Annotated in this window: 23 protein-coding genes and 1 pseudogene; 6 read left to right on the top strand and 18 right to left on the bottom strand. The window is 66.3% G+C overall.

Going from position 1 to position 25262, the window contains the following annotated elements; all coding sequences use genetic code 11:
• Complete coding sequence (locus tag B9C43_RS24055) at window positions 1–801, bottom strand: hypothetical protein (RefSeq protein WP_084429302.1); 801 nt, start codon at window positions 799–801, stop codon at window positions 1–3.
• Between the two features lie 157 nt (window positions 802–958).
• Here B9C43_RS24055 and B9C43_RS24050 point away from each other — a divergent pair, with 157 nt between their 5' ends.
• Window positions 959–2395, top strand: a complete 1437-nt coding sequence (locus B9C43_RS24050) for a multicopper oxidase family protein (RefSeq protein WP_084429299.1) — start codon at window positions 959–961, stop codon at window positions 2393–2395.
• Here the strand turns inward: B9C43_RS24050 and B9C43_RS24045 are convergent.
• Genes B9C43_RS24045 through B9C43_RS24035 form a run of 3 tightly spaced genes read right to left on the bottom strand, consistent with a single transcriptional unit; the run spans window position 2392 to window position 5028 of the window.
• Complete coding sequence (locus B9C43_RS24045; RefSeq protein ID WP_084429811.1) at window positions 2392–3174, bottom strand: TIGR03084 family metal-binding protein; 783 nt, start codon at window positions 3172–3174, stop codon at window positions 2392–2394. The two genes, B9C43_RS24050 and B9C43_RS24045, sit on opposite strands and share 4 nt — an antisense overlap.
• Before the next feature lie 10 nt (window positions 3175–3184).
• Complete coding sequence (locus tag B9C43_RS24040) at window positions 3185–3844, bottom strand: response regulator (RefSeq protein WP_033392383.1); 660 nt, start codon at window positions 3842–3844, stop codon at window positions 3185–3187.
• Window positions 3841–5028, bottom strand: a complete 1188-nt coding sequence (locus tag B9C43_RS24035) for a sensor histidine kinase (protein WP_084429297.1) — start codon at window positions 5026–5028, stop codon at window positions 3841–3843. The genes B9C43_RS24040 and B9C43_RS24035 overlap by 4 nt, the downstream gene beginning before the upstream one ends.
• 126 nt (window positions 5029–5154) lie before the next feature.
• Here B9C43_RS24035 and B9C43_RS24030 point away from each other — a divergent pair, with 126 nt between their 5' ends.
• Window positions 5155–5757, top strand: coding sequence for a DUF998 domain-containing protein (locus tag B9C43_RS24030; protein ID WP_033392375.1), 603 nt, complete (start codon window positions 5155–5157; stop codon window positions 5755–5757).
• On the opposite strand, the gene B9C43_RS24025 is transcribed toward B9C43_RS24030, so the two are convergent.
• From B9C43_RS24025 to B9C43_RS23990, 8 genes and pseudogenes are all read right to left on the bottom strand, one after another.
• Window positions 5702–7078, bottom strand: coding sequence for an amidase (locus B9C43_RS24025; protein ID WP_084429293.1), 1377 nt, complete (start codon window positions 7076–7078; stop codon window positions 5702–5704). The genes B9C43_RS24030 and B9C43_RS24025 overlap by 56 nt on opposite strands.
• A gap of 11 nt (window positions 7079–7089) precedes the next feature.
• Window positions 7090–7857, bottom strand: coding sequence for an SDR family NAD(P)-dependent oxidoreductase (locus B9C43_RS24020; protein ID WP_084429291.1), 768 nt, complete (start codon window positions 7855–7857; stop codon window positions 7090–7092).
• A pseudogene (locus B9C43_RS24015) lies at window positions 7854–9298 on the bottom strand (aldehyde dehydrogenase family protein). The gene B9C43_RS24020 and the pseudogene B9C43_RS24015 overlap by 4 nt, the downstream one beginning before the upstream one ends.
• Window positions 9299–9300: 2 nt before the next feature.
• A complete protein-coding gene (locus B9C43_RS24010; protein ID WP_084429289.1) occupies window positions 9301–10077 on the bottom strand; it encodes an ABC transporter ATP-binding protein in 777 nt (258 codons plus the stop codon).
• Window positions 10070–10876, bottom strand: coding sequence for an ABC transporter ATP-binding protein (locus B9C43_RS24005; RefSeq protein ID WP_084429287.1), 807 nt, complete (start codon window positions 10874–10876; stop codon window positions 10070–10072). The genes B9C43_RS24010 and B9C43_RS24005 overlap by 8 nt, the downstream gene beginning before the upstream one ends.
• Complete coding sequence (locus B9C43_RS24000; RefSeq protein WP_084429285.1) at window positions 10873–11706, bottom strand: ABC transporter permease; 834 nt, start codon at window positions 11704–11706, stop codon at window positions 10873–10875. Before B9C43_RS24000 ends, B9C43_RS24005 begins: the two co-directional genes overlap by 4 nt.
• Complete coding sequence (locus B9C43_RS23995; RefSeq protein WP_084429283.1) at window positions 11706–12650, bottom strand: ABC transporter permease; 945 nt, start codon at window positions 12648–12650, stop codon at window positions 11706–11708. Before B9C43_RS23995 ends, B9C43_RS24000 begins: the two co-directional genes overlap by 1 nt.
• Complete coding sequence (locus tag B9C43_RS23990) at window positions 12647–14125, bottom strand: ABC transporter substrate-binding protein (protein WP_033392387.1); 1479 nt, start codon at window positions 14123–14125, stop codon at window positions 12647–12649. Before B9C43_RS23990 ends, B9C43_RS23995 begins: the two co-directional genes overlap by 4 nt.
• Before the next feature lie 86 nt (window positions 14126–14211).
• Between B9C43_RS23990 and B9C43_RS23985 the strand changes: the two genes are divergently transcribed.
• Window positions 14212–14952 (top strand): FadR/GntR family transcriptional regulator, encoded by a 741-nt coding sequence (locus tag B9C43_RS23985; protein ID WP_084429281.1) that lies wholly within the window; start codon window positions 14212–14214, stop codon window positions 14950–14952.
• Here B9C43_RS23985 and B9C43_RS23980 read toward each other — a convergent pair.
• From B9C43_RS23980 to B9C43_RS23955, 6 genes are all read right to left on the bottom strand, one after another.
• Window positions 14936–15541, bottom strand: a complete 606-nt coding sequence (locus tag B9C43_RS23980) for a response regulator transcription factor (RefSeq protein WP_084429279.1) — start codon at window positions 15539–15541, stop codon at window positions 14936–14938. The two genes, B9C43_RS23985 and B9C43_RS23980, sit on opposite strands and share 17 nt — an antisense overlap.
• On the bottom strand, window positions 15538–16641 hold the full coding sequence (locus B9C43_RS23975; protein WP_160096661.1) for a sensor histidine kinase: 1104 nt from the start codon (window positions 16639–16641) through the stop codon (window positions 15538–15540). Before B9C43_RS23975 ends, B9C43_RS23980 begins: the two co-directional genes overlap by 4 nt.
• A gap of 11 nt (window positions 16642–16652) precedes the next feature.
• Window positions 16653–17303 (bottom strand): ABC transporter permease, encoded by a 651-nt coding sequence (locus tag B9C43_RS23970; RefSeq protein WP_084429274.1) that lies wholly within the window; start codon window positions 17301–17303, stop codon window positions 16653–16655.
• Complete coding sequence (locus B9C43_RS23965; RefSeq protein ID WP_084429273.1) at window positions 17303–17989, bottom strand: ABC transporter ATP-binding protein; 687 nt, start codon at window positions 17987–17989, stop codon at window positions 17303–17305. Before B9C43_RS23965 ends, B9C43_RS23970 begins: the two co-directional genes overlap by 1 nt.
• 69 nt (window positions 17990–18058) lie before the next feature.
• On the bottom strand, window positions 18059–18796 hold the full coding sequence (locus B9C43_RS23960) for an SDR family oxidoreductase (RefSeq protein WP_084429272.1): 738 nt from the start codon (window positions 18794–18796) through the stop codon (window positions 18059–18061).
• A 10-nt stretch (window positions 18797–18806) separates the two neighbouring features.
• A complete protein-coding gene (locus tag B9C43_RS23955; protein ID WP_084429271.1) occupies window positions 18807–20027 on the bottom strand; it encodes an SGNH/GDSL hydrolase family protein in 1221 nt (406 codons plus the stop codon).
• 40 nt (window positions 20028–20067) lie between these two features.
• Between B9C43_RS23955 and B9C43_RS23950 the strand changes: the two genes are divergently transcribed.
• The 3 genes from B9C43_RS23950 to B9C43_RS23940 all read left to right on the top strand — a co-directional run bounded on the left by B9C43_RS23950 (window position 20068) and on the right by B9C43_RS23940 (window position 24963).
• Complete coding sequence (locus tag B9C43_RS23950) at window positions 20068–21066, top strand: asparaginase (protein ID WP_235038804.1); 999 nt, start codon at window positions 20068–20070, stop codon at window positions 21064–21066.
• A gap of 210 nt (window positions 21067–21276) precedes the next feature.
• Complete coding sequence (locus B9C43_RS23945; protein ID WP_084429270.1) at window positions 21277–23070, top strand: AMP-dependent synthetase/ligase; 1794 nt, start codon at window positions 21277–21279, stop codon at window positions 23068–23070.
• Between the two features lie 219 nt (window positions 23071–23289).
• A complete protein-coding gene (locus B9C43_RS23940; RefSeq protein WP_084429269.1) occupies window positions 23290–24963 on the top strand; it encodes a substrate-binding domain-containing protein in 1674 nt (557 codons plus the stop codon).
• Window positions 24964–25262: the final 299 nt, after the last annotated feature.

Genomic DNA, 25262 nt, shown 5'->3' with positions numbered 1-25262 from the left:
CTATCCCTTCACCGCAATCAGCGAACGCATTCCCTGCGCCGCGAACATCTTGCCTGTTCGCAGGTCGTAGACCCACGTGACCAGCGCGTATTCACCGGGCGGAAGCGTCGTCGAGAGGATCGCGGACCTTCCTGGCGTCATGGGCACGACACCGGTCGGACCGCCGGTGAACGGGTACGGCCCGACGCCCGTGAAGAACGCGTCCAGGTCCGCCAAGGTGGTGCCTGGCCGGACCGGCATCAGCATCGCTTCGTTGTGCTGGCGTGACAGGTTGACCACGCGCACCGGGCCCTCGATCACCCGAGGCGCCAAGAACTTCCCGTCGGTCAGGGTGATCTGTGTTGACACGCGAGGCATCGAGCCCGCATGCCCCGGCACCACCCGGACAGGACGTACTCGGCTGGCAAGGTCCGGTTTGCCGACGTCACGGAAGTCGACGAGGTAGTAGTCACCGGGCGTCACCCGCAAGGTGACTGAGGCCGGGACCGCGGCAACGGCGACTCCGCCCAGCATTTCGGCGTCCCGCAACACGTCCTTACCGCCTTCGACGGGGTCGTCACCCATCGCGCGCTCAAGATCATCGAGATACCGCCGCAAGGGCACTCGCGGTTGTACCAACCCGAGCCACGCACCTTCCGGATCGGACGACCTCACTCGGAACGTCACCGCACCTGCTCGTATCGCGCGCGGCGCCTCGAACCCAGCTGGCGTCACCGACACGTCCACGTTCTGGGGCTCGGACGCCTCAGCCGTCGGGGCGATCGCGAGCAGAAGACCAACAAGAACCAGTAATCGCTTCATGAGGACAACCCTGCCGATGCAGGCCCGGTCACCGCGTCAGCCCACGGACGACAACCCGCGTATACCGCCTGGGGATGACGCTACTGCGTGAGTTGTACGCCAAGTTGCCGTTGCGGGCCGATGTGCCGTGACGGCTTCCGAAGCACGATTTGATGGCATGAGACGACGCAGCTTCCTGATCCTCACCGCACTCGCAGCGGCGCTCACGCTCACCGGATGTGAAGGTGTGCAAGGCAATGCGGGTGCACTGGCGTTCACGAACCCGCTGCACATCCCGCCTGTCCTTGACCCGGCGCCCGGGCCGGACGGGGTCAAGCGGTTCGGATTGCGGCTGCAGGAAGGAACAGCCGAGCTGCTCCCGGGCAAACCCACCAGCACTTGGGGCATCAACGGCGACTACCTGGGCCCGACGTTGCGTGCCAAGCGCGGCGACCGGGTGGCGATGGCCGTGACCAACTCGCTCAACGAGGCCAGCACCCTGCACTGGCATGGCATGCGGCTGCCTGCGGCCATGGACGGCGGCCCGCACCAGATGATCCAGTCCGGACAGACCTGGAGTCCTGAATGGACAGTGGATCAGCCCGCGGCGACGACGTGGTACCACCCGCATCCGCACGGTCAGACCGCTCGGCACGTCTACCGTGGACTGGCTGGGATGTTCCTGATCGACGATGACGTCGCATTGCCCAGGACTTACGGCACGGACGACATTCCGTTGATCATCCAGGACAAGAAGTTCACTCCTGACGGTCGGCTCGATGAGAAGTCCGGCGGGACGTTCGGCATACTCGGCGACCAGATTCTGGTCAACGGGACGTATGACCCGTTCTTCCAAGTGACGAGTCAACGCGTCCGGTTCCGGGTGCTCAACGGATCGAACGCGCACGTCTACAACATCGGGTTCGCCGACGACCGCACGTTCCACGTCGTCGCCGGCGACGGTGGCCTGCTGGAGAAACCCGTCGCGGCCCAACGGTTCCGGATCAGCCCGGGTGAACGGGTCGAGTTCGTGGCCGGGTTCCAGCCGGGCGAGCAGGCGCTGCTGAAGAGCTTCGAAGGCGACTCGGACGTCGAAAGCGGCGACTTCGACCTGATCAAGTTCACGGCCGCTGGGCAACTCACACCGTCACCGGAACTGCCCACCAAGCTCGCCTCCCCCACACCAGCCAGTCAACCGACGAAAACCAGGACGTTCAAACTCGGCGGCTCGAACATCAACGGCCGCGACATGGACATGACCCGCGTCGACGAGGTCGTCGCCGCAGGCGCGCACGAGATCTGGGAGCTGAACAACACGACGTTCGCGCACAACTTCCACATCCACGAGGTGGCTTTCCGGGTGCTCGACATCGACGGCGAAGCGCCACCGGAGTACATGCGCGGGCCGAAGGACACGGTGTTCGTGCCGGGGAAGACGAAGGTCCGGCTCGCCGTCGAGTTCGGCAGGCACACCGACCCGAAGACGCCGTACATGTACCACTGCCACATCCTCAAGCACGAGGACCAAGGCATGATGGGCCAATTCGTGATCGTCAAGCCCGGCACCGAGGACAGTACGTCGCGCACGCTGCCCATGACCGGCCACGGCCATTAGGAAGGCTGACGCCCGGGACCTGGGAGTCCCGCGAAAGCCTGAGCGATATCCAGCCACTTGTCCGCATCCGGCCCGGTAGCCACCAAAGACGTGTCCGCGCGGTGGCGGCGTTGGGTGGCGACGAGGCACAGGTCCAGCGCTGGACCGGTGACGGACTGGGCCGCATCGGTCGGGCCCCAGGTCCACGTTGAACCGTCGGGGGCGGTCAACGCCACGTGGAACGGCTCCGCGGGCGGGGTGAGGTTGTGCACCTGGAATGCGAAGTCCCTGGTGCGCACCGAAATGTGGGCGACGTGCCGGAGTCGCATCGTGGGTGGGCGGGTGATGCCGAGGGTGTCCGCGACGTCCAGGCCGTGGGCCCAGGTTTCCATGATGCGGGCGGTGGCCATGGACATCGGGCTCATTGGTGGCCCGAACCACGGGAGCTTCACGCCTGCGGGCACGCCGCCCAACGCCGTCGCCAGGGCAACGCGCCCGGCACGCCAGCGAGTGAGCAACTCGGCGGGCGGGATCAGGGCGAGGGTCGCGGCACCTTCGTCGACGAAGCCGGTCGGGTTCTTCCATGCCTCCGTCACCACCTCCTGGAAGGCGGCGGCGTCGGTGGCGGCCAGGATGCTGGCGTCGTCGGTCCAGGTGAGATGGGCGATCTGGTGCGCGATGGTCCACCCGGACGCTGGGGTCATCGTTGCCCAGGCCTCCGAAGGCAGCGACGCCACCATCGCGTCGAGGGACTCGCCCTCGGCCAACAGGTCGTCAAGCACCTCGCGAAGTTCCGACATGCCGGTCACTCTAACCCTGTCCTGGTTGGACCAGCCCTGATTCGTAGGCGAGCACGATGGCCTGGGCACGGTCGCGCAGCCGGAGCTTCCCCAGGATGCGGCCCACATGTGTCTTCACCGTCTGCTCGGACAGCACGAACTCTCCGGCGATTTCCGCGTTCGACATGCCTCGGGCGATCAGGCGGAGCACTTCGACCTCGCGTTCGGTCAGCCGGGACAGCTCCGCGGGCCGTGCTCGTGGGGCGGGGTTGGCTTTGACGAGGTCGGCGATCAGGCGACGGGTCACGGCGGGTGCGAGCAGCGCGTCACCGGCGGCGACCACCCGTACGGCGTTGATCAGGTCGGCTGAGGGCGCGTCTTTCAGCAGGAACCCGCTGGCGCCCGCGCGTAACGCGTCGTAAACGTATTCGTCCAGGTGGAACGTGGTCAGGACCACCACTCGGTAAGGAGCCGGATCGGCCAGCAGCCGCCGGGTCGCTTCCAAACCGTCCATTGTGGGCATACGGATGTCCATCAGCACCACGTCCGGTGCGGCCGCAGGGATCGACGAGACAGCTTCGGCCCCGTCACCCGCCGTCCCGACAACCGTGATGTCCGGCTGCGCACCGAGCACAGCCGCGAAACTCTCCCTGACCATCGCCTGGTCGTCGACCACGAACACCTTGATCATCGGGGCAGCTTCGCCCATACCCGGAATCCCCCATCCGCACGACGTCCGGCCGCGCATTCACCGCCGACCAAACTCACCCGTTCCTTGATCCCCGCAAGCCCGTTGCCGTCAACGGCTTCCGAAAAGGGCGCAAATGGTCCATTCTCGACAGACAGCTCGATGCTGTCCTCCGCTGACCGCAGACACACCGAGATCGGTGTTCCCGGACTGTGCCTCATCGCGTTGCTCAACGACTCCTGCACGATCCGGTACGCCGCCAGCCCGACCATCGCGGGCACTCCGGGAACCGCAGACAGTTCAGCAGTGACCGAAGCACCGGAGGCAACGGCTGACTGCACCAGTTCAGGAATGTCGTCGATGGTGGGCTGTGGCAAGTGTTCCGCCTCGCTGTCATCCTCTCGCAGCACCCCGATCAGCCTGCGTGCGTCGGTCAACGCCTCACGCGCCGCGTCGCCCAAAGCAGAGAATTCCTCCTGGATTTCCGGTGTCACGCCGGAAAGGCGGTAGCGCGCGCTGTCGGTCCGTACCGCGATCATCGACAGGTGGTGCCCGATCACGTCATGCAGTTCCCGCGCGATCTTGGTGCGCTGCTGCAAATGCGACCGCTTTTGCCGTTCATACTCGGATTCCAGTCTCGTGTATCGGTTGTCGTTCAGGATGAACCCGGCGATGACCGCGCCGATCACGCCGGCGATCGGTCCGGCCATCATGTCGGCTCCGTATCCCACGGCGACGATCGGAGTCGCCAGCGCCATCGCGCCGAAAGCCAGCAGCGCAACACCCGCCATCCGCTCTTTCGGCGCCCGGGCGATGCCCAAAGCCACCACGGGCGCCAACGGAATCAGATGCGAGTCCAACGGCCAGTGGCGGGCATAACCGAGCGGATGGGGAAGCTCTTTGCTGTAGATCGCCGCGGCGATGGTCGCGGCAAAAGCAAGTCGCACCGCGGTCAACGGGAAATGCCGGGCAAGGACCACCGCGGCGAACTCCGGCGCGGCCACGAGAACACCGACCAGTGAATTGCCCGCGTTGGCCAGTGTGAATATAAGGAATGCGCTGATCGCCCACATCCCCATCACGCCGAGCACCAGCGCCCAGCCCAGCCACGTCGGCCCGCGCCACCAGCCGATCGGCGGGTCGAGTTCTCGATCACGTCCGGTCACAAACGCCCAGACAATCCCCATACCCCGACGCTAGCCAACTTCGCCCGTACCCGGATATCAGGGAAATACCCGTAGCTCCGCAGGGGTATGTGCAAGACACCGCCGTGGCGGGACGACGAACACCGAACCGGTCGACACGCTGAAACCATGAACGAGCGAATGACCCGGCTGATGGCCGGTTCCGCGTTGCTCTGGATGATCGTCGGCCTGAGTGTCGCGGTATACCTCGAGATCGTCTACGCGGGCACGGTCCACCAGACCTTCAGCGAGTACGTCCACACAGGTCAAGGTGCACGTCTCGCCGGTGTGGCGATGCTCGCGGTCGGTTTCTCGTCGCTGGCCGCGGCCGGTGCGCTGTGGTCGGCCGGTGGGCCGAAATCGGCGTACTGGCTGATCCTGGTGTGGGGCATCGGGCTGGCCGTACTGGCGATCTTCCCGCAGGAGCCGGCCGATCAGGCGCTGACCTGGCACGGAGCCATCCACCGATATGCCGCGCTGGCCGGGTTGATCACGTTGCCGTGGGCCGGTTTGTTGTTGTCACGCCAATGGCCGGTGTTGCGCCCTTTTTCGATCGCGAGCTTCGTCATGCTCGCGCTGTTCGTGGCGACATTCGTGGTCCCGGGATGGCGCGCCTACAGCGGTATCACCGAACGGTTCGTGCTCGGCGCCAATCTCGGCATCATCGGTGTGCTGATCAAACGGCTGTCCGCTGTTCCGGTCGCAGCTGTTCGAACAGGGCAGCCATCCTGAGCACGCCGAGGTCGTCGAACCGGCGTCCGGTGATCTGCAAGCCGATGGGCAGTCCGGCCGTGGTGTACCCGCAGTTGATCGACAGCGAGGGCTGCCCGGACATGTTGAACGGCACGGTGAACCCGATGTGCTCGAACGGCTTGGCCGGGTCGTTCACCGGCGATGCCCATTCGGCCGGGAACGCGGACGTGGGCGACACCGGCGACAGCACGAAGTCGTACCGCGAAGTCGCCCGCGACGCGGCCACACTCATCCGGTCGATCTGCGAGAACCCCCGATACACGTCCACACCGGACGCATCTCCGCCCACTCGCGCCCATTCGACGATGTACGGCAGCACCCGCTCGAACCGGTCTCCTGGCAACATCGACAGGTCCGACCACAACCGGGTACGCCAGAACAGGTCAAGGCCGTCGATCATTTCCCGTGTGACAAAGGGTTCCATTGGCTCGACGGTCACACCGGTGTTCTCGAACAGCCGGGCGGCTTCGTCGACCGCTGTCCGGATCTCGGGCTCGACATCCAGCCCGACGCCTGCCTCAAGATGCAATCCGACCCGCACACCTGCAGGGTCGAAATTCAAGGTCTGCCAGTCGATATCGCTGTACGGCAGGCACATGTGGTCCCGCTCGTCGGCCTGTGACAACACTTTCATCAGCAGGGCCGCGTCGGCGACTGTCCTGGTCATCGGCCCGATGACCCGCCCGATGTACGGCGGATCCACCGGCACTCGACCGAACGACGGCTTTACCCCGATCAGACCGCAGAACGCAGCGGGCAGCCGGATCGATCCGCCGATGTCGGTGCCCAAGTGCAGCGGCCCGTACCCGGCCGCGCCTGCGGCGCCGGCTCCCGCGCTCGATCCACCGGGAGTCCGCGAAGTGTCCCAGGGGTTTCGGGACGTCTCATGGAAGCTGGACAGGCCGGACGTGAGCATGCCGTAGTCCGGCATGGTCGTCTTGCCGAGGAAAACCGCGCCCGCTTCCCGCAACCGTGCGGCGGCCGGGGCATCTTCGGCAGCGGGCACCAGTTCGGTCGCAGCGGTGCCCAGAGGAACGGGAGTGCCTTGGGTGGCGATGTTCTCCTTGATCGTCACCGGCACGCCGTCCAAGGTCCCTTGTGGACTGCCTGATCGCCAGCGCTGTTCCGACTCGCGCGCCGCGGCGAGGACGGCGTCGGGGTCGTGCGTGTAGAAGGCCTTCAGTGAAGGTTCGAGTGACGCGATCCGGGCAAGGACCGCCTCGGCCACCTCGACCGGTGACAGGCCGCCGCGGTACTCGGCGAGCAGGTCGACCGCGGACAGGTCAGCGAGGTCTGTCATGGCATTCCCCTTCACGCAGGCGGGTTGAAGCGGCCGTCGACCGCGGTCCAGCCACCGTCGACCGCGATCACGGCCCCGGTCACGAAACTGGCGGCGTCCGAAGCCAGATACACCACGGCACCGGCCATTTCCGACGGCTTGGCCCATCGGCCGAGCGCACCCTTGTCGGCGTATGCCTGGTACCAGCCCGGATCGGACTTGATCTGCGCGGTCAGCGGGGTTTCCACCACACCGGGCGCGATCGCGTTCACCCGGACGCCGAACGGCCCGAACTCGGCCGCCGCGGTCCGGAACAGCTGCACCAGCCCGGCTTTGGTCGCCGCGTACACACTCTGGCCTGGTTCGACCGTGGTGCCACGGATCGACGAGAAACCGATGATGCTGCCACGGCCACGCTCGACCATGCGCGAACCGAAGGCCCGTACCACATCGAAGGTGGCGCCGAGGTTCAACGCGACCACGCGGTCGAACTCGTCCCTGCTGTAGTCGAGCAACCGCTTGCGGACGTTCATCGCGGCCGTCAGGACCACGGCATCCACCTCGCCCAAAGCAGCCGCGGCCGCGGCGACGGCTTCGGAGTCAAGGAGGTTGATCTCATACGCATCCGCGTCGATCATCGACGCGGTCTCCTGCGCGGCGGCGAAGTTCACGTCGGCGCAGATCACCGAGGCGCCATGGGCCGCGAGAGCGAGCGCGGACTCGCGCCCGATTCCGCTTCCCGCACCGAGGACAACGGCCTTGCGACCGTCCAACCGGAACAGTTTGGTGTAGTCGGTCATGCCGGCCGGATCACCGCCATCCTCGTCACAGTCAGTTCTTCGATGGCGAACCTGGGCCCTTCCCGGCCGATCCCCGAGTCCTTCACGCCGCCGTACGGCATGGTGTCCGAACGAAAGCCCGGGACCTCGTTCACCACGACCGTACCGACCTCCAGGGTGTCGATCGCCCGGTGCGCGGTGGCGAGCGACCGGGTGAACACCGACGCGTTCAACCCGTACCGCGAGTCGTTCACCACGTCGAACGCCTCCTCCATAGTGGACACTGCGCGCAGGCACACGACGGGGCCGAAGATCTCGTCGTTCCAGCAGGCCGCATCCGCTGGGACATCGGCAAGCACGGTCGGCTTGATCACTCCGCCGTCCACTCCACCGCCGCTGACCAGCCGCGCGCCTGCGGAGACCGCCGATTCGATCCATTCCAGGACCCGCTTGGTCGACCGTTCGTCGATCAAGGCCGACACCCGTGTCTTCGCGTCCCGCGGGTCACCGGTCACGACTTCGCCCAGTCGATCCTTCAGCCGCGCGGCGAACTCGGCGGCCGCCGACTCATGCACGATCAACCGCTGAACGAGATACAAGCCTGGCCTGAGGCGTAGAACCCGCCGCGCAGCGCGGCATCCACGGCCGCGTCCAGGTCCGCGTCGTCAGCGACGACCATGGCCGCGTTCGACCCGAGCTCAAGCAAAGTCTTGGTGGGTGCGGCGTCCCTGGCGATCTGGTGCCCGACCGCGGACGACCCGGTGAACGACACCGCACCGACCCGGCGATCGGTCACCAGCGTCGATCCGACCTCGACATCCCCGGTCACCAACTGGACCGACGATGCCGGTGCTCCTGCCTCGACAGCAGCCTTGCGGAACAGATCGACCAGCCACAGAGTCGCCAACGGCGTCGCGGGAGCGGGTTTGCACACGACCGGGCAGCCGGCCGCGACGGCGGGAGCGATCTTGTGTGAGGCCAACAGCAACGGGTAGTTGAAGCCCGCGATGCCCACGACGACGCCGATCGGGCGCCTGGTCCAGTACCCGACCATCCCGTCGCCGGACGGCAACAGGTCCAGCGGAACAGTTTCCCCGTGCAGCCGGGCGACTTCCTCGGCCGAGGCCTGCAGCGTCACGATCGTCCGTGCGACCTCGACCTTGCAGTCCACCAAGGGTTTTCCAGTCTCGGCGACGAGTAGTTCCTCGAACGCCTCCCGCTGGTCGGTGATCGCGTCAGCCACCGAAACCAGGATCTGGCGGCGCGCACGTGACGACAGCGCGGCGACTTCCTTCTTCACCGCCACGGCCGCGTCGATGGCTTGACGCGCCAGATCCGCTGTTCCGACAGGGGCTTGCGCGACCACGCTTCCGTCGTACGGGAAGAGCACCGGGCTGGTACTGGGCACGGGCACCCACTCCGGCCCGATCGGCAGCCCAGGTGGATATGGCGGCTGGAACATGCTCATCCTTCCTGGAACCTCGCGAGTGCTGTGCGCAACGTCGGCGCGGCGGCGATCAGCTCTCGCGTGTACGGATGCGACGGCTCCTGATAGACCTGGTCGACCGCACCGAGTTCGACGATCTCGCCACGGCGCATCACCGCGACGGTGTCACACACATGCCGGATCACATGCAGGTCATGGGAAACGAACACCAACGTCAGGTCGTACCGTTCGACCAAGTCCCCCAGCAAGTTCAGGATCTGGGCACGCACGGACACATCGAGCGCGCTGACCGGCTCGTCGGCGATCAGCACCTTGGGATGCGGCGCGAGGGCACGGGCGATCGAGATGCGTTGCCGCTGACCACCGGAGAACTGGTGCGGGTAACGAGAAGCCGCGTCCTGCGGCAGTCCGACCGCGTCCAGCAGCTCCCGCAGCCGCCCTTCCCGATTGTCGGAACGTTTCAACGGTTCGCAGATGATGTCGCGCACCCGCATCCGAGGGTCCAGCGACCCCATCGGGTCCTGGAAGACGATCTGCAGCTCGTCGCGGAGGAACTTCAGCCTGCGTTCCGGCAGTTCGTCGATTCTGATGCCACGGAACGAGATCGTGCCACCGGTCGGCTTGTCCAGTGCGGCCAGCAACCGGATCAAGGTGGACTTCCCGGAGCCGGACTCGCCGACGATGCCGAACCGTTGGCCGACACCGACGTCGAACGACACACCACGCAGCGCTTCCACCGGCTTGCGGCCGAGCCGCCCGCGATACGTCCTGCGCAGGTCACGAACCTCAATCATGGGTCACCGTCCAGAGCCTGCCGTCCTGGTCCGTCGACTCAAGGTCGGAGCACGCGAGAAGCTGTTGGGTGTAGCGGTGTCGCGGCGCCGTGAAGACGTCCCGAACGAGCCCGGATTCCACGATCTGCCCGTCGTACATGACCAGCACTCGCTCGCACACGGTCGCCACGACGGCCAGGTCGTGGGTGATGAACAGCAGCGCGGATTCCTTGGTGCCTGCCAGGATCAGCTCGAGGATCTGGGCCTGGACCGTCACGTCCAACGCAGTCGTGGGTTCGTCGCAGATCAGCAGGGACGGGTTGTTGGCCAGCGCCATGGCCAGCATCACGCGTTGCCGTTGACCACCGGAAAGCTGGTGTGGGTACGCCTTCGCGGCTCGTTGTGGATCGGGCAGACGGACACGATCCAACAGGTCCACCGCGGCCGAACGAGCCGAGCGGCGATCCGGTCGCGTGCGGTGCAGCGTCATGACTTCCGCGACCTGCTTGCCGACCTGCATGGACGGGTTCAGAGCGGTCATCGGCTCTTGGAAGACCATGCTCATATCCCGGCCGCGCAGCCGGGACAGGTCGCGCTCCGGCATACCGACGATCTCCCGACCGTCCAGCTGGATGGAGCCTGATGCGGTCAATTCCTCGGACAGCAGGCCCATCACCGCCGACGCGGTCACTGTCTTGCCTGAGCCGGACTCGCCGATCAGACCGACCCGCTCGCCTTTGTCGATCGTGAACGACACGTCCTTGACCAGTTCGGCATCGCCTGCCGAGACGCTCAGACCGTCCACTGTGAGCACGCTCATCGGCGGCCTGCCAATCGCGGGTCGAGCCGGTCCCGCAGGCCGTCGCCCAGCAAGTTGAAGCCCAGTACGGCGATCGCGATCGCGATGCCGGGCACGAGCGCCAGCCGTGGTTCCACGGCAAGCAGTTCCTGCGACTCCTGCAACATCCGGCCCCATGATGGCGTCGGCGGCCGGGTGCCGAAGCCGAGGAACGACAACGCCGCCTCAGCCAGCACGGCGATGGCGAACGACACGGAGCTCTGCACGATCAACAGACCCGCGATGTTCGGCAGCACGTGCCTTCGCGCGATCGCGAATCTCGACCGGCCCGCCGCACGCGCTGCGAGCACGTACTCGGTGCTCATCACCTGCAACGTCCCGGACCTGGCGATCCGTGCGAACGACGGCACAGTCGCGATGCCAATCGCGATCATGGCCGTGAGTGTGCTGGCGCCGTACACCGCACCGAACATGATCGCCAGCAGCAGCGCGGGGAACGCGAGCACCAAGTCGTTGACACGCATGACGAACTCGCCGAGCCACCGTGGCCCCATGGCGGCCAGAATGCCGAGCGGCGTACCGATCACCGCCGCCACACCGACGGCGACCACGCCGACGTACAGCGTTGTCCTTGCACCGACCATGATCTGGCTGACCAGGTCACGGCCGAACTTGTCGGTACCCAGCAGGTAATCACCCGTCGGCCCGAGCAAGCGCACGGCCGCATCGACTCGGGTCGGATCGTGGGGCGTCCAGAGGAACGACACGAACGCCAGCAACACGACCAAGCCGACGAGTACCGCGCCCACGGTCAGCGTCGGCGTACGGCGTTTGGTGCTGAGAGTCGTCATCAGGACCTCCGCAGCCGTGGGTCGATGACCGTGTACAGCAGGTCGACGAGGAAGTTCACCAGCAGGGCCGCGATCACCAGAACCAGCACGATGCCCTGCACGGTCAGCAGGTCACGGGCCGCGACCGAGTCCAGCAGCATGCTTCCCAGTCCTGGCAACACGAACACCCGCTCGACCACGACCGCACCGATCAGCAATGTGGTGAGCTGCAGTCCCAGCACGGTCACCACAGGCACAGCCGCGTTGCGCAATCCGTGCCGAACTAGCGCTTGGCCAGGCATCAGGCCCTTTGCCCGAGCCGTCCGGAGATAGTCCTCCCGCAAGGTATCCAGCACGGCGGATCGGACGTATCGCGTCAGCACAGCACCCTGGACGAGACCAAGCGCCAGCGCGGGCAGGATGAGCCCGCGGAGGAACTCGCCGAAGTCCTGGTTCGGCGGCGTCCATCCACCGGACGGCAGCAACCGCCACTGCACGGCGAAGACCTGCACGAGCAGGATGCCGGCGAGGAACGCGGGCACGGCCACGCCGAGCTGCGAAGCACCGGAAATGACTGTGCCGCTGGCTTTCCGGTGCCGCACGGCCGCGAACGACCCCAATGGCACGGCGATCACCAAAGCGATCATCATCGCCGCGCCGACCAGCCACAACGTCACCCCGAACCGGTCAGCCAGCTGTGGCCCGATCATGTCGCGGGTGACGTAGGAACGGCCGAAGTCGCCGGTCAGCACGCCGCCGATCCAGTCGAAGTACTGCGTCGTGAGTGGACGGTCGGTACCGAACTCGGCCCTGGTCTTGGCGATCAGCTCGGGTGTGGCGTTGATGCCCAGTGCGACCTGAGCGGGATCACCTGGCAGGACTGCCATGAACAGGAACACCGCGATCGAGGCGACGGCGACGCTGACGATGAAGATCGCCGTGCGGCGGGCGATGGCGAGGATCATTGGCGCCCCAGCCCGGTCAGGTCGAAGGATTCGCTGACCTGGTTGCGCGCGAGCCCGGTGACCTTGGTCTTGGCCGCGACCAAGTTGGGGAACAGGAACAACCAGTCAGCCGCGGCGTCATCGGTGATCGTGCGCGCGATTTCCTTCATCGCGTCGATCTGCCGCTGCGGCGTGCCCGTGTCGGCTTGGGTCAGCAGTTCCCGGACCTTGGGGCTGTCGTAGCCCCAGTAGTACTTGGGATTGCCGAACGTGACCATGTCGCGGGCCTCGACGTGCTGGATGATCGACATGTCGAAGTCGTGGTCGGTGAACACCTGCTTGAGCCACACCGCCGGGAAGTCAAGGGGCTCGATGCTCACGGTCACCCCGACATCGGCCAGCTGTGAGGCCACGACCTGCGCGGCGTTCACCGCGTACGGCAGGTTCGCAACCCGCAGCCTGAGCCTCAGGTTCTGCTGCCCGGCCTCGGCGAGCAACGCCCTGGCGCGCACCGGATCGTGCGGGTAGACCCCGGTGAGGTCCTCGTACCACGGGTCGGTCGGCGGGACCATGCTGCCGATCAAGGTGCCGCGGTTCGCCGCGACCGTCGCCATCACCGCTCTCCGGTCGATCGCGTACGTCAGGGCCTGCCGGATCCGCTTGTCGGTCAAGGGTGCTCGTGCGTTGTTGAACGAGAGGGTGACTTCGGAGTTCGTGGTGCCTTGCAGGACGGTGAACCGGGTGTCGGATTCGATCTGCCCGATCGAGTCGGGTGTGGTGATCGCGGAGATCACGTCGATCCCGTTGCTGAGCAAGGCATTGTTCAATGCGGTCGGATCTCGGTAGTACTTCAGGTACACCGTGGTGTAGGTCGGCCTGCGACCCCAGTAGGAAGGATTGGCGCGCAGGACGATCGAGTCGCCGCGCTTGCGGGTCGCGAAGACGTACGGCCCGGTGCCGACCGGTGTGTTCGCCAGGTCCGCGACTCCGGACGGGCTGAACATCGCGCCGACCCGGGTGGTCATGTCGAACAGCCAGTTGTTGCTCGGCCGCTTCAGGATCACGCGCGCGTGCGTCGGATCCACCACGTCGACCCGGTCCACCACGTCCATCTTGGACTTCAACGAGATGGTCCACGCGGTCTTCACCCGTTCGATGGAGAACTTCACATCCTGGGCGGTGAACGGCTGGCCGTTGCTGAAGGTGACGTTCGGGTGCAGCCGGAAGTCGTACGCCTTGCGGTCTTCGCTGACTGTCCACTCGCGAGCAAGCGACGGCACGATCCTGCCGTCCGCGTCCAGTTTCACCAGGCCTTCGTAGACGTTGTAGAGCAGAGCCTGGGGAATCGCGGCACCATCGGTCCTGGTGAAGTCCAGGTTGGCCGGTTCGGCGGTGAACCCGATGGAGATCGCGCCGGGATCAGCCGGAACCGACACGGAAGACCCGGCCGAACACGCACTTGCCAGCAGCGCGAGGACGACCGTGGCGACGAACATCCGCACCGGCTTCACCTACCTAGTACGCTGGTCTGACCAGTAGACTTGCACTCGCTGCCGCGTTGGTCAAGAGGGGCGGTCCGAAGATGTTCGAGCCAGTCAGCCCGGTCAGGGCCTATGAACGAGTGGTCGAGCAGATCGAAGAGGCCGTGTTCACCGGCCGGCTCCGGCCCGGCTCGCGGCTGCCCAGCGAACGCGATCTGATGACCCAGTTCGGCGTCAGCCGCTCGACGGTCCGCGAGGCGCTGCGAGTGCTGCAGAGCAACGGGATGATCCAGTCCCGCGCGGGTGACCCGCGTGGTCCCGAGGTGCTGCCCGCGTCACCGAAGAGCCTGCAGAAGTCGATGTCACGGCTTGTGCGCGCCGAGTCGATGTCCCTCGCGGAGCTGTTGCAGTTCCGGATGCTGCTCGAAGGCTCGGCATATCTGCTGGCCGCGCGGTTACGAACCGACGCTCAGCTCGCGGAGATGGAAGCGGCGCTGCAGTCCATGGCCAAAGCGTCGGGGCACGCCGAGTTCAGCGATGCTGACGTGGCCTTCCACGACGCGGTCGCGCGGGCGACGCAGAACACGCTGATCTTGGTGTGCAGCAACGTGGTCCGGGGCGTGGTTCTGGACCTGATCGCCGACCACCTGGCCACCGCGACTGACCGGCAGGCGCTGATGCAGGCGTACCTACAGCACCATTCCGAAGTCCTGCAAGCGATCCATGACCGTGATGGCGAACTGGCCGCACGGTTGGCGCGCCAGGCGCTGTACGACTACTACGCCGACAGCGTGCCTTTGGAAGATCGCGCCTTACTGGAACCGCTCATAGCCAGCCCTTAGCCTCGGCCATCTCGACGGCCTCCGCCCTAGTCCGCGCACCGAGCTTCTGGATCGCCGACGACAGGTGATTGCGCACAGTCCCGGGCGAGAGGTGCAGGCCGCGGGCCAGTTCCGCGATCGTGTCGTGGCCGCGTGCTGCCGCGAGGATCTCGGTTTCCCGTGGCGTCAAAGGGCTCGCGCCCTCGCTGAGCGCAGCGAGCGCCAAGCCGGGATCGACGACTTGTTCCCCCGCCGCGACTTTACGGATCGCCACGGCCAGCTCGGTCACCGGTGCGTCCTTGATCAGGAACCCGGCGACGCCCGCGGCGATCGCGGAGTGCAGGTACCCCGGACGGCCGAACGTCGTCAGGATGATCACGCGCGTGCCCGGCGCCCTTGCCCGGAGCAGCCGAGCGGCTTCAAGGCCGTCCATGCCGGGCATTTCGATGTCCAGCAGTGCCACGTCCGGCCGGAACGCCTCGGCCGCGCCGACGACCTGGTCACCCCGGCCGAGCTGCACGACAACCTCGAGATCGGGCTCGAGGCCGAGCAGCGTGGCCATCGCGCCGCGGAACATGGTCTGGTCTTCGGCCAGCAACAACTTGATCATGTTGGTACCCGTACTCGGATGGTGAAGCCATTGTCCTTGCCCGGGCCCGAGTCCATCGAGCCGCCAAGGGCCTGCGCGCGTTCGGCCAAGCCAGCCAAGCCGTTGCCACGGCCGTTCTCGCCTGGCCCGACGCCGTTGTCGGCGATCGCGACCGCAGCGAACGAGTCCTCAAGGGACAGTGTGATTGTGCACCGCGTGGCCCGGCTGTGCCGCAGGACGTTGGTGACGCCTTCCCGGACGGTCCACGCCAGCGCGCCATCCACCGACGCGGGCAGGGACCACGAGTCCGGTGACTCGACGCGGCAGTCGATGCCCGCTGACGCGGCCGCTTTCCGTGCGGATGCCAACTCGCCCGCGAGAGTGGGCTGGCGGTAGTTCGTGACGGCTTGCCGCACTTCGGACAGGGCCCGGCGGACGACCGTGTCGATGTCCGCGAGTTCCTGCTCGGCCTTCTGCGGGTCGGCGGTGACCAGGCGACGGGCGAGTTCGGTCTTCACCGCGATCACCGACAGGCTGTGCCCGACCAGGTCGTGCAGGTCGCGGGCGATCCGGTCGCGTTCCTCGGCGACCGCGAGCCGGGCGCGTTCCCGGCGGCTGACCTGCAGCTCGATGAACATGTCGGACTGGATCCGCGACTGCCTGGTGAAGAAGCCGACCATCAGTCCGACCAGGACCAGCCACCCGACGAGCACCGGTTCCAAGTCGTCGAGCCACGCGATCGTGCCGAAGGCGGCGCTGATCGCCAGCAGCCGCGCGGGCAGCCACCGGCCGCCGATCCAGCCGGTAGCGGCACTGGCCCACACCGAGTTGAACGTCCACTCCCCGCCGCCGAGCAGGGCCAACCCCAGACAGAGCACGAGCAGCAAGGCGTAGGACGGCCAGAACGGCAGCCGGTCCAGCGCCGTGAAGTCGAACGTCAGGCGCATTCCGAGCAGGGCCGTGATGACTGCGGTTGTCACGACGAGGACCGCCTGCCACACGGGTGGCTTGCCGACGAAGTAGAACACCGCCGAGGTCACCAGCGCCACGTACATCAGCACGTACCGCGACCATTTGCGCCGGTTCCACATCGCCCGGACGTGCTCGTCAGGGAGATCCACGTCCGTCATTGTCACGCTCGGCGCCACCTCAGCAGTACTGCCACGGCCGCGGCCACCGTCCAGGCACCCAGGTTGACGACTGGCTCTACCCCGATCGGCTGACTGTTGAGGGCGGCGATACCCAAAGTCGTGAGGCTGTGGGTCGGCGCGAGCGACCAGAGGGTCTCGCCACCGATCACGCCGCCGATGAACATCAACGCGAAGAACGTGATCATCAGCGCGACGATGGCTGTCTTGCCTTTGAACAGCATCCCGGCGAAGACACCGATCAGGACGAACGGCAACGAACCGGCCACCGTCACCGCGACGAGCATCGGCCAGCGGTCCGCGTGTGCCGTGAGCGCGCCGATCACGCTGACCGCGAGCACGCCTGGGATCACCGTCAACACGCCTTGCACGATCTTGCCGATCAGCCAGGCCTCGTTCGACAGGGGTGTCACTCGCAACTGCCTGAGCCAGCCGGTGTTCCGGTCTTCGGCGATGGCGCTTCCACTGCCCATCAGGCCGGCGCCGGTGGCCGCGTACACCGCCATCGCCGCGGTCACGCCAAGGCCCTGCTTGCCCCAGGTCAACTCGAAGACAACCGGCATCAGCACAATGAACACCAAGTATCGAATGTTGTGCACGGTGCGCAGAACTTCGAATTTCGTGTACGCGAGCATCACTCGGCTCCCTCGGTCAGCTTGACCAGCGCGTGTTCCAGGCTCGTGTCGCCCTTGATCACCTTGGGCGAGCCGTCGGCGATCACGCGGCCCTGGTCGATCACGATGACGCGGTCGGCATACTCGTCGGCCTCGTCGAGGTAGTGCGTGGCGAAGATGACCGTGTTGCCTTCTTCCTTCACGGCACGCCAGAACTGCCTGCGGGACTTGAAGTCGAGCGCGACCGTGGGCTCGTCCAGGAACAGCAGCTCGGGTCGTCCGGCCATCGCGACGGCGAACCGGACGCGCTGTGCTTGACCACCGGACAACGCGTCCACCTTGCGGCGCTGGAGTTCCGTCAGCCCGGCGAGGTCAAGGACTTCCTTGGAGGTACGGCGTTTGCCGTACAGGCGGCATGCGAGGTCGACCACCTCTTTGACGGTCGAGTCTGTTGGCAGGCCGCCGCTTTGCAGCATTGCGCCGACCCGGCCGTTGGCGACCGCGTCCTGCGGAGATCCGTTGAGGACGGTGACTGTGCCGGTGTTCGGTCGTTTGAGGCCGAGCAGGAGGTCGACCGCGGTGGACTTGCCCGCGCCGTTGGCGCCGAGCAAGGCCACCGTCTGTCCACTGGGGACCGTGAAGCTGACTTCGGTGAGCGCTTGCACAGAGCCGTAGCGGTAGCTCACCCGGTCAAAGCATGTGTCCATGCTTCAACGCTAGGAATCACCGCCGCGAGTTTTAAGTGTCGCGCATCGCGACTTGACCCATGACGATCGTCACCCCCTGCCCACGAAGGGCATGTTGGTCGCCATGATCGTCATGAACTGGACGTTCGTGTCCAACGGCAAGGCAGCCATCTGACGGACGGCTGCAGCCACGTGCTTGACGTCGAAAATCGGCTCTGGCGCAATGGTTCCGTTCGCCTGCGGGACGCCGTTGACCATCCTGCTGGCCATCTCGGTGCCCGCGTTGCCGATATCGATCTGTCCACATGCGATTCGGTATGGCCTGCCGTCCAACGAGATCGACTTCGTCAGACCCGTGATCGCGTGCTTCGACGCCGTGTACGCCGGGCTTGCCGGACGTGGGCTGTGCGCGGAGATCGAGCCGTTGTTGATGATCCGGCCGCCCTGTGGGTCCTGGTCGCGCATCAGCTTGAAAGCCTCCTGCGCGCACAGGAACGAGCCCGTCAGGTTGATGTCGATCACGCGACGCCAGTCCTCAAGGGACACATCGGCCACGTTGCCCGGCGCGTTCAGTCCGGCGTTGTTGAAAAGCACGTCCATCCGGCCGTAGCGGGCCCGGACCTGTTCGAACAACGCTCGAACCGAGTCCGGGTCCGCCACGTCCGTGGGGACCGGGAGGGAGTCGCCTTGCGCCAGTGCCGCCGTCTCCCGCAGCTTGTCCTCGCGCCTTCCCGCGAGCACCACGGCGTATCCGGCTTCCAGCAGCTCGACGGCAACGGCTCGGCCAATCCCCGATCCGGCCCCCGTGATCACAGCAACCTGAGTCATGCGGGCAGTATTACAAGGTCCCCAGGTCGATCGCGGCTGCCATTGCCTTGTAGCCCGCGGCGTTTGGGTGCAACCGGTCGCCGATGTCGTACGCCGGGTTCATCAGGTCGGCGTCATTCGGGTCGGCCATCACCTTGTCCCAGTCGACGACCGCGTCGTACTCGCCCGAGGTCCGGATCCAGTTGTTGACCTCGTCGCGGACCTTCTCGCCACGCTCGGTGTAGTACAAGGCTCCCTTGTACGGCAACAAAGTCGCGCCGATGACCCGCAGCCCCTTCGCGCGGGCCTGGCGGATCAGTGAGCGGTGCCCGTCGATCAACTGCTGCGGCGTCACGTGCGGCCGGGGCGGCACGCCGGGGAACTCGATCTCGGACATCCCGATGTCATTGATGCCCTCGAGGATGATCACCGTCCGGACCTTCGGGTGATCGAGCACGTCCGCCTTGAACCGCTTGACCGCGGCCTCACCGGCGAAGTCCGTGTCTGTGAGCACCTGGTTGCCGCCGATGCCCTCGTTGAGCACACCGAACCGGCCGCGGACCCGCTCGGCGAGCTCGTCCGGATAGCGGTCGTTGGTGTCCGCGGCGATGCCAGCGCCATCGGTGATCGAGTCACCGAACGCCACGACAACGTCCCGCTTCGGGGTCGGGTCGAGCACCTGGACACCCGACAGCAGGTACCAGGACTCCGTCTTCTCTGTGAACGCCGTGCCGTCCAGGTTGTTCTGGTGGTCACCAGCCGCCCGGTAGCTCGTGGCCAGGCCGAGTCCGTGATAGGTCACCGGCCCGGTCGGCTTGGCGAAGTACAACGTGACCGTCAGGCTTTCCAGCGGTCGTACCGGCAGCAGCGCGGCATCGCTGGCGATCTGCCCGCCTGCCGGGATCACGGCCGATTTCTTGAAGTTGAAGGTCAACGGGCGCAAGTCGCTGACCGCTGCGCCCGTACCGGCGCGACCGATCGTGGCCCCGGTGATCGCGATCGGCGCGGAGCCGTACCTGTTGCTGAGTTGGATGCGGATCGCCGGGCCGCCCTGGCTGACCCGGACGACTTGGCGGACGGTCTGGTTGGCGAAGCCTTCCAGCGACCAGTTCGGCACGAAGCCCTCGTTCGCCTCGTGCTCCGCGGTCGCCCACGTGCCTTCCCAACCCCCAGACTGACCGGCGGACGCGACCACAGGGGACGCCACCAGCCCGAACACTGTCACCAGTGTGAGAAGCGTTTTCCGTCTCATGAACCGATAGAACCACGAGAGACCACATAGGGTCCCGGCCGTGACGGACAAACCCAAGTTGTCGATGTTGACGCTCGGCGGGACGATCGCGATGACCGCCGCGAGCGCCCAGGGCGCGGTCGTGCCGAAGCTGGACGCCGCCGACCTGCTGGCAACCCTGCCCGAACTCGAGATAGACCTGGTCACGCACGACTTTCGGCAGCTGCCCAGCCCGGACATCGGCTTCACCGACCTGGCCGCGCTGGCGGAGAAGATCGAGCAGGAGATCGCCGACGGCGCCACCGGCATCGTCGTGACACAAGGTACGGACACGATCGAGGAGTCGTCCTACTTCCTGGACCGCACGATCGGCGGTGACGTGCCCATCGTGATGACGGGCGCCATGCGGCATCCGCAGCAGGCGGGTCCGGACGGTCCGGCGAACCTGTCGGCCGCCATGGTCGTCGCTGCCGACCCTCAGGCGCGTGGGCTTGGGACCGTCGTAGTGATGTCCGACGAGGTACACGCGGCTCGCTATGTCCGTAAGTCACACAGCACGAGCACCGGGGCGTTCACGTCACCCAACGCCGCGCCGATCGGTCACATCGTCGAACAGGAACTCGTCCTGCTGAGCAGGCCACGACCGTATGAGCCGTTGCCGCGTAGCCCGCGGTTGACCGAGACCTCGATCGGCATGGTGCACGCCGCGCTAGGCGACGACGGTGACTGGTTGCGGCCGTTCGCCGAGCACACCGACGGCCTGGTCATCGCCGGGTTCGGCGGCGGGCACGTGCCGTCGCGGCTCGTGCCGCTGCTGGCCGAACTGGCCGAGGCGAAGCCCGTCGTGCTGGCGTCCCGAACGAGTTCCGGACCGGTTCTGACCCGGACATACGGATATCCGGGATCGGAACAGGACCTGTTGTCAAGGGGTCTCATCAACGCCGGTTTCCTCGACCCGTTCAAAGCCCGGGTTCTACTGCACGTTCTGGTGTCGGCCGGTGCCGATCGGGCCGAGATCACGCGCATCTTCCACGACTCAGGTGAGATCAGCGTGAGCTGAAGAAATTTCGTCCAAAAAATGCCACAGACGCATTTTTTGCTGTGACGCAGGAAACGTTTACCGATGCGCATCGTAGGTTACCGCACGGTAGATCGACGGCCGGGACCCGCCCGTTAAGTACCGATTCGGCCGCGAGGCTGGCCGTTGCCGCAGCGGGAAGGCACTATGTCACCCTGGTTACCGAGTAGTAGCAGGTCGGAGGAGTGAGGTATGCGCGAGATCGCAGTCGCCCCCTTGGTGGAGCCCTACGGCGGTGGACTGGCCGACCTCATCTACACCAACGCGGCGGAGATCCCGAACACCGTCGTGTTCAGCCGCAAGGTCGATGGCACGTGGCGTGACGTCACCGCGGCGCAGTTCAAGGACGAGATGGTCGACGTCGCCAAGGGCCTGCTCGGCTCCGGCGTCGGCGTCGGTGACCGGGTCGCCATCCTGGCCGCGACGCGGTACGAGTGGACCCTGTTCGACTTCGCCATCTGGGCGGTCGGCGGTGTTTCGGTACCGATCTACGTGACGTCGTCGGAAGAGCAGATCCAGTGGATCCTGTCGGACTCCGGCGCGGTCGCGGTGATCGCGGAGAACGACGCGTTGCAGGCGAAGGTGGAGAAGGTGCGTGGCGCGGCCCCCGCGCTCAAGCACATCTGGAACATCGAGAAAGGCGCGGTCGAGCAGGTTGTCGCGGCGGGTGCCAACGAGACCGCCGAAGCCGTCGACGCGCGTCGTCAGGCAGTCAAGGCCGCGGACGTGGCCACGTTGATCTACACGTCCGGCACCACCGGGCGCCCGAAGGGCTGCGTGCTCACCCACGCCAACTTCCACTCCGAGGGCGGCAACGTCGTGGAGATGCTGGCGCCGGTGTTCAAGGGCCTCGGCGTCGAGGAGACATCGACGCTGCTGTTCCTGCCGCTCGCGCACGTGTTCGGCCGGATGGTGCAGGTCGGCGCGGTGCAGGCGCGGGCGCGGCTCGGGCACACCGGGGACATCAAGAAGGTCACCGAGGACCTCGCCGCGTTCAAGCCGACGTTCATCCTGTCGGTGCCGTACGTGCTGGAGAAGGTCTACAACGGCGCACGGCAGAAGGCGCACGCGGCGGGCAAGGGCAAGATCTTCGACGCCGCCGCGGCGACCGCGATCGCGTACAGCGAGGCGGACGGCAAGGCCGGGATCGGGCTGAAGATCAAGCACGCGATCTTCGACAAACTGGTCTACTCGAAGCTGCGCGCGGCGCTCGGCGGCAAGGCCAAGTACGCCATCTCCGGTGGCGCGGCGCTCGGCCTGCGGCTCACGCACTTCTTCCGCGGCGTCGGGCTGGTGGTGTTCGAGGGCTACGGCCTGACCGAGACGACCGCGGCGGCCACCGTGAACTCGCCGGACAAGTTCAAGCCGGGCACCGTCGGGCACCCGCTGCCCAACACCGCGGTGCGGATCGCCGACGACGGCGAGGTCCAGATCAAGGGCGGCCAGGTGTTCCCCGGCTACTGGCAGAACGAAGAGGCCACCAAGGCCGCGCTGGACGACGAGGGCTGGTTCTCCACCGGTGACCTCGGCGAACTGGACGACGAAGGCTTCCTGAAGATCACCGGGCGGAAGAAGGAGATCCTGGTGACCAGCGGCGGCAAGAACGTCGCGCCCGCCGTGATCGAGGACCGGATCGCCGCGCACCCGCTGGTCGGCCAGGCCATGGTGGTCGGCGACGGGAAGAGCTACATCGCCGCGTTGATCACCATCGAGCCGGACTACTTCACGTACTGGAAGACCACGGCGGGCAAGCCCGAGTCGGCGACCGTGGCCGACCTGCTCGACGACCCCGACCTGAACGCTGAGATCCAGCGCGCGGTCGACGAGGGCAACCTCGCGGTGTCCAAGGCGGAGTCGGTGCGCAAGTTCCGGATCCTGACCACCGAGTTCACCCCGGAGACCGGGCACCTGACGCCGTCGCTGAAGCTGAAGCGGTCGGTCATCATGGCCGACTTCAAGGCCGACGTTGATGCCTTGTACTCATAACGCTACAAATTGTGACACCAGTCCTCGGCGACAACTTAGTTTGTCGCCGGGGACAGCGAACCAATTGATAACGATCACCCCTTCAGGAACGACAATCATTGACGAAACCCGGTGTTACTGCACACGGCGTATTCGTCGGCGCCATTCGAGGCAGTAGATTCCAGGGGACTTCTGATTGGCCGGAAATGCCGGCGACACCGTGAAGGGGTAGGAAAAGAGATGGGCCGGCACGACATCGAACAGCGCAACCGCCGGAAACTGATCTTGATGCTGGTGATCGTGCTGGTCGGGGCGTTGGTCGCTGGAGTCGCATGGTTCACAGTGGACCGCTTACGGGACCCAGCCCAGGCCAAGTGCGCCAACCCCACCGTGCTCAACGTGGTGGCCGCGCCGGACATCGCGCCGGTGGTCGACCAGGTCGCGCGCGGACTGAACCCGGACGACGCGAACACGTGCTACCGCGTGGAGATCGTCGTCAACGACTCGGCGACCACCGCGGACCAGCTGGCCGCACCCAAACCGGCCAACCTGCCGTCGGTGTGGATCCCCGACTCGTCAGTCTGGCTGCGTAGAGCCAAGGAGAAGGGCGCCGCGCAGGTGCCCGACTCGGGTTCGTCGATCGCCAGCTCGCCAGTGGTGATGGCGCTGGCCGAACAGGCCGCGAGATCCCGTAACTGGCCGGAGAAGCAGCTGAACTGGGCCGACGTGATCGGCGCCGGTGGTGCGGACCTGAACGTGGGCATGGTCGACCCGTCGGTCGACGCGGTGGGCGTCTCGGCACTGATCGCGGTGCGCCAGGTGACCGCGCTGTCGTCCGACCCGGCCGCCAACAACGTCGCGGTACTGCGGAAACTCTCGCCGAACGCGGCCTCCGGCTCGTCCGAACTGTTCGCCAAGACCGGCACGACCTCCGGCGGCACGCCGATCACGGCCTTCCCCACCTCCGAGCGGGCGCTGCTGGACAACAACGCCAAGCGCAAGGACGAGCAGCTCGTCGCGGTCTACCCCGAACCGGCCTCGCCGTCGCTGGACTACCCGTACGCCGTGCTGCCCGCACCGGACGACGTAGCAGTGGCCGCGGCGAAGTTCCGTACCGCGATGCTCTCCCAGACTGTCGGTGATGCCTTGGCAGCCAACGGTTTGCGCTTCCCCGACGGCCGTGTCGCCGGTACGCCGCCGACGGACAACCGGACCATCGTGCGCCAGCTGCGGCCCGTCCCCGCACCCGGCACCGCACAGCTCGACCAGGTGCTGAACACGTGGGCGGGTATCAGCAAGGCCTCGCGGATCCAAGCAGTGCTGGATGTGTCCGGATCGATGAACGGCGTGATCCCGGGCTCGGGCAAGACACGGATGCAGGTGACGCTCGAGGCGTCCGAAGGCGGCATCCGGCTGATGAACCCCCGGACCAAGCTGGGCATCTGGGTGTTCTCGGCGGAGCTGGACGGCGAGAAGGACTACAAGGAAGTCCTGCCGGTCCTGCCGTTGAACGAGTCCCTGCCACAGGGCGCGCTGGACAAACTGCGGGCGATCAAGGCAACGCCCACCGGCCGCACCGGCCTGTACGACACGGCATTGGCCGCGTACACCTCGGCTCGCCAGAACTGGGAGCCCGGCCGGCTGAACCTCGTGCTGATCCTGACCGACGGCAAGAACGATGATGACGGCCGTGGCGCCACGCGCGAGGCCCTGCTCGCCGAACTGGGCAAGATGCAGGACCCGAACCGCCCGCTGCCGATCGTGTTCATCGGCTTCGGCCCGGACGTGGACGTGGCCGAGCTGAACGCGATCTCCAAGGCCACCGGCGGCCAGGCGTTCAACACCGCCGACCCCACGAAGATCAACGAGATCTTCTTCGCGGCCCTGAGCCGGTTCATCTCAGGCAAGCCGTAGTTCAACCGAACGTGTAGAGCCGGTGCGAACGGTCCGTTCGCACCGGCTTCTCCCTTGATTCCCCAGTTCAGGCCCCATCCCCCCGATAGAATTGACGCTCGGGGCGTCCCCGCCCCCTTGGGATGGGTGGGGCTGTCTTGGGGCTGTTGATCTTGGGATTCCGAGCAGTGTGAGTGGTCGGGTCATGGCGCGTAGGGCTTGGGCGATGTTGCTGTGGCCGGTGCTGTGTAGGGCGGTGATGGCGAGGTTGCGCAGGCTGGCCATGGCTCTGGGTGCGGTGTGGGTGCGTAGGCGGGAGC

Origin of the sequence: Kibdelosporangium aridum (genome assembly GCF_900176515.1) — a bacterium.
Lineage (GTDB): Bacteria > Actinomycetota > Actinomycetes > Mycobacteriales > Pseudonocardiaceae > Kibdelosporangium > Kibdelosporangium aridum.
This window is presented reverse-complemented; position numbering and strand designations above follow the sequence as displayed.

Coding starts and splice junctions, on each gene's coding strand:
- B9C43_RS23945 (WP_084429270.1), top strand. CDS start 21,277: ATGCGCGAGATCGCAGTCGCCCCCTTGGTGGAGCCCTACGGCGGTGGA.
- B9C43_RS23965 (WP_084429273.1), bottom strand. CDS start 17,989: ATGGACACATGCTTTGACCGGGTGAGCTACCGCTACGGCTCTGTGCAA.
- B9C43_RS24030 (WP_033392375.1), top strand. CDS start 5,155: ATGAACGAGCGAATGACCCGGCTGATGGCCGGTTCCGCGTTGCTCTGG.
- B9C43_RS23990 (WP_033392387.1), bottom strand. CDS start 14,125: ATGTTCGTCGCCACGGTCGTCCTCGCGCTGCTGGCAAGTGCGTGTTCG.
- B9C43_RS24035 (WP_084429297.1), bottom strand. CDS start 5,028: ATGGGGATTGTCTGGGCGTTTGTGACCGGACGTGATCGAGAACTCGAC.
- B9C43_RS24000 (WP_084429285.1), bottom strand. CDS start 11,706: ATGACGACTCTCAGCACCAAACGCCGTACGCCGACGCTGACCGTGGGC.
- B9C43_RS23940 (WP_084429269.1), top strand. CDS start 23,290: ATGGGCCGGCACGACATCGAACAGCGCAACCGCCGGAAACTGATCTTG.
- B9C43_RS23955 (WP_084429271.1), bottom strand. CDS start 20,027: ATGAGACGGAAAACGCTTCTCACACTGGTGACAGTGTTCGGGCTGGTG.
- B9C43_RS24055 (WP_084429302.1), bottom strand. CDS start 801: ATGAAGCGATTACTGGTTCTTGTTGGTCTTCTGCTCGCGATCGCCCCG.
- B9C43_RS24040 (WP_033392383.1), bottom strand. CDS start 3,844: ATGATCAAGGTGTTCGTGGTCGACGACCAGGCGATGGTCAGGGAGAGT.
- B9C43_RS24025 (WP_084429293.1), bottom strand. CDS start 7,078: ATGACAGACCTCGCTGACCTGTCCGCGGTCGACCTGCTCGCCGAGTAC.
- B9C43_RS23985 (WP_084429281.1), top strand. CDS start 14,212: ATGTTCGAGCCAGTCAGCCCGGTCAGGGCCTATGAACGAGTGGTCGAG.
- B9C43_RS23960 (WP_084429272.1), bottom strand. CDS start 18,796: ATGACTCAGGTTGCTGTGATCACGGGGGCCGGATCGGGGATTGGCCGA.
- B9C43_RS24005 (WP_084429287.1), bottom strand. CDS start 10,876: ATGAGCGTGCTCACAGTGGACGGTCTGAGCGTCTCGGCAGGCGATGCC.
- B9C43_RS23970 (WP_084429274.1), bottom strand. CDS start 17,303: ATGCTCGCGTACACGAAATTCGAAGTTCTGCGCACCGTGCACAACATT.
- B9C43_RS24050 (WP_084429299.1), top strand. CDS start 959: ATGAGACGACGCAGCTTCCTGATCCTCACCGCACTCGCAGCGGCGCTC.
- B9C43_RS24010 (WP_084429289.1), bottom strand. CDS start 10,077: ATGATTGAGGTTCGTGACCTGCGCAGGACGTATCGCGGGCGGCTCGGC.
- B9C43_RS24045 (WP_084429811.1), bottom strand. CDS start 3,174: ATGTCGGAACTTCGCGAGGTGCTTGACGACCTGTTGGCCGAGGGCGAG.
- B9C43_RS23995 (WP_084429283.1), bottom strand. CDS start 12,650: ATGATCCTCGCCATCGCCCGCCGCACGGCGATCTTCATCGTCAGCGTC.
- B9C43_RS23980 (WP_084429279.1), bottom strand. CDS start 15,541: ATGATCAAGTTGTTGCTGGCCGAAGACCAGACCATGTTCCGCGGCGCG.
- B9C43_RS24020 (WP_084429291.1), bottom strand. CDS start 7,857: ATGACCGACTACACCAAACTGTTCCGGTTGGACGGTCGCAAGGCCGTT.